The sequence below is a fragment of the Enterobacter cloacae complex sp. 394I7 genome (genome assembly GCF_057320345.1).
This window is the reverse complement of the sequence record NZ_JBXWCR010000021.1, coordinates 1-3,227: the sequence shown is the minus strand read 5'-3', so window position 1 is coordinate 3,227 and position 3,227 is coordinate 1. Positions and strand designations below refer to the sequence as shown.

At 41.8% G+C, this 3,227-nt stretch carries 3 protein-coding genes and 2 pseudogenes; 2 read left to right on the top strand and 3 right to left on the bottom strand.

Features of this window, described 5'->3' with window-relative positions; genetic code table 11:
- A pseudogene (locus AC2FAP_RS24330) lies at positions 1-321 on the bottom strand (transposase); the annotation flags it as partial.
- Positions 322-411: 90 nt separating this feature from the next.
- Here AC2FAP_RS24330 and AC2FAP_RS24325 point away from each other — a divergent pair.
- Positions 412-708: pseudogene (locus tag AC2FAP_RS24325) on the top strand (transposase domain-containing protein); the annotation flags it as partial.
- 14 nt (positions 709-722) lie between these two features.
- Here AC2FAP_RS24325 and AC2FAP_RS24320 read toward each other — a convergent pair.
- Positions 723-1,172, bottom strand: a complete 450-nt coding sequence (locus AC2FAP_RS24320) for an Lcl domain-containing protein (RefSeq protein ID WP_172686952.1) — start codon at positions 1,170-1,172, stop codon at positions 723-725.
- Positions 1,173-1,228: 56 nt separating this feature from the next.
- Positions 1,229-2,107 carry a carbapenem-hydrolyzing class A beta-lactamase IMI-6 gene (locus tag AC2FAP_RS24315; RefSeq protein ID WP_063860570.1) on the bottom strand — a complete coding sequence of 293 codons (879 nt, stop codon included), beginning with the start codon at positions 2,105-2,107 and terminating at the stop codon, positions 1,229-1,231.
- Between the two features lie 141 nt (positions 2,108-2,248).
- On the opposite strand from AC2FAP_RS24315, the gene imiR reads away from it, so the two are divergent.
- On the top strand, positions 2,249-3,136 hold the full coding sequence (gene imiR / locus AC2FAP_RS24310) for a LysR family transcriptional regulator ImiR/NmcR (protein ID WP_172686951.1): 888 nt from the start codon (positions 2,249-2,251) through the stop codon (positions 3,134-3,136).
- The last annotated feature ends 91 nt before the right edge of the window (positions 3,137-3,227 follow it).

Genomic DNA, 3,227 nt, shown 5'->3' with positions numbered 1-3,227 from the left:
TTTTTTGTCGGCCATATTCAACGGCTTCTTTTAGCAGCTCGTTTTCCATGGTTTTCTTGCCCAACAGGCGCTGCAGCTCTTTAATTTGCTTCATCGCAGATGCCAGCTCCGACGCGGGTACAACCTGTTCTCCTGCGGCAACGGCTGTGAGGCTGCCTTCCTGATATTGTTTACGCCACAGGAACAGCTGACTGGCAGCAACACCATGCTGACGGGCGACCAGCGACACGGTCATTCCGGGTTCAAAACTCTGCTGAACAATGGCGATTTTTCCTGAACGCTGCGCCGTCTGCGCTTCTCAGGACCTAAAACATCAATCATCCGAACTCCAACGACTAGTCTAAAAACTAGTATTAAGACTATCACTAACTTAAGTGATACCAACTGTCTGGAGATTCATGGGGCCAGTCTATGCTGAAACAATGGGATGCGCTGAACGAATACTGCCGCAACGGTCAGGTAGAGATCGACAATAACATAGGTGAAAACGCGCTGCGCACGGTGGCGGTTGGCAGAAAAAATTATCTGTTCTTCGGCTCTGATAACGGCGGTGAGGCCGCGGCGATCATCTACAGCCTGCTCGGCACCTGCAAACTGAACGGCGTGGAGCCGGAAGGCTGGCTGCGTGAGGTGATAAGCAAGATCAACGACTGGCCTTCAAACCGGGTAGATGAGCTGCTGCCCTGGAACCTCTCCTCCGTAAAATAATCCTTACACCACGTTCATGACGGAGCGCTTACAGGGCACCATGCTGTTTTGTTTTTTAGATTGATCATGTCAAATGTATAATACAAGTAAGGTTTGCTTTGAATTTGTGTTGAACTCCAATAAGGCGATGCTCCTTCACCATTATCTTGGGGTATGTCAAAATATGATTTAAAAAGGTCATTTTTAAGACAGATATTTGATGATAGTAAAGATAATTCCTCGATACCTGGCAGTCTCCACCCATTCCCTTGTTTTGTTGCTTCACCAATAGCTGTACTCAACGTAAGGGGAGTTGGTTCTCCAGTACATCCATTCTCTTTATTCCATTGCATGCCGAAAGTGCAAGCCTGCCATTCAAGGTTTTTTAAAATATCTATCACTGTCGAATTTCCGGTGATAAAATCACACTGAGCATATGTAGACAAACTACTCATAGCTAATGATAAATAGATGAAGTTTTCCATTGTTTTCCTGATTGAATTTATAAGCCATCACAATGAAGTGATGGCGACAGTTAGGTTTATTTAAGGTTATCAATTGCGATTCTTGAAGCTTCTGCGATTACTTTATCCTCATGCTTGGCTTCTTTTTCGTTTTTTGTTGTGTATACAGAAATTATAAGAGGAGCCCGGTTCTTTGGCCAGACTACCGCATAATCATTTGCAGTACCGTATGCTCCGCAACTACCAGTTTTATCGCCAACTACCCAATCGCTTGGTACGCTAGCACGAATACGCGCTGCACCGGTTGTGTTACCCTTTAACCATGTCTGATAGGTTTCCTTTTCACGCTCACTAAGTATGTTACCCAGAGCAAGAGTTTTCAGGCTCTTAGCTACTGCTGCAGGTGTAGATGTGTCACGTTCATCGCCTGGAATAGCTGTGTTTAGATCTAACTCCCAACGATCGAGTCTAAAATCTTCATCTCCAATCGACCGCATGAATTTAGTCATACCCTCAGGACCACCGATATAACGTTCAAGAATAATATTAGTAGCACCATTGTCGCTATATTGTAAAGCGGCAGCAGCCATATCACCTAATGACATTCCATTATCTTTATATTTAGTTGTGATGGGTGAATGGAACTCTAAACTTCTTGTATTGTAATTCACGATCTGATTAAGATTGAGTTGATTATCTTGAGAGCCTTTTAATACAGCAGCAGCTAAAAAGCCTTTGAAAGAACTACATAATGGAAATCGTTCATTTGCTTTGTACGAAAATGATTTACCTGAGCCAGTGTCTAAAGCGTAGACACCAACTCTACCATTGAAATCTGTTTCAAGGTTTTTAATCTCATCGATACCCTTTGTATTGGCCTGTGAGAAAAATGATATTGAAAATAAACAAGAGATAAACAAGATGGCTATTCTACTTGGTTTTACATTAAGTGACATGGTTTTACCTTATATACAATTTTCTATATTAACTAGGACGTGGCGGGTATTAACTTTCAACAGGGGGTGATTGTACAGTTGTTTTTTTTCCTTTGAAGCAATATAATTTTTATACAGCCATAACTTTTCCTTTGGGTTACTATGCGTGCCAGATTACCTTTAAATGCATTACGAGCTTTTGAAGCTTCTGCAAGATATCTAAATTTTACTAAAGCCGGACTAGAGCTTCATGTAAGCCAGGCTGCCATAAGTCAGCAGGTCAGAAAACTTGAACAGATGCTTGGTGTGGCTCTTTTTACAAGAGTACCGCGTGGGTTAAAGTTGACAGACGAAGGCTTGCATCTTTTGCCTTCGATTATAGAAGCTTTGCAGATGATGAGTTCTGCCATGGATAAATTCCATGAAGGTAAGATTAAAGAAGTGCTTAATATTGCTGTCGTTGGGACTTTTGCAATAGGTTGGCTCCTTCCTCGGATTACTGAGTTCCTTAATGAAAATCCATGGATTGATATTAGAATTTTAACGCATAATAACGTTGTCAATCTTGCTGCAGAAGGTATTGATGCATCTATTAGATTTGGATTAGGCGGCTGGATTAATACGGAAAATGTTTTACTCTTTCAGGCGCCGCATACAGTATTGTGTTCCCCGGAAACATCCAAGAAACTGTGTATTCCATCAGACTTAAAAAAAGTTTGCTTACTGCGCTCCTATCGAAAGGATGAATGGAATAATTGGTTTAAAGCTGCTGGGATCGACTCTTGGACTGTTAATGGGCCTATCTTTGATTCTACCAGACATATGATAGATGCTGTAAAATTAGGTGATTATGCAGCATTAGTTCCTTATCATATGTTTCAAAAAGAATTAAATGAGCGCTCCGTAGCAAAACCTTTTGAAATTTATGCCACGCTTGGCGGTTATTGGCTGACTTTACAGAAATCTCGGGTTAATCATAATAGTGAAGCACTTAATGTTTTTAAGGAATGGATTATCGAGCATAGCAGAGAGTTTGTACTTAAATCCTAATGATCTTGACCCGCCATCTCCGGACAGCTTTTGTATCTTAAGTTAACGATGCCCGCTGCCGCCGGTATTCCCTCGGATATCCCAGCGCGCT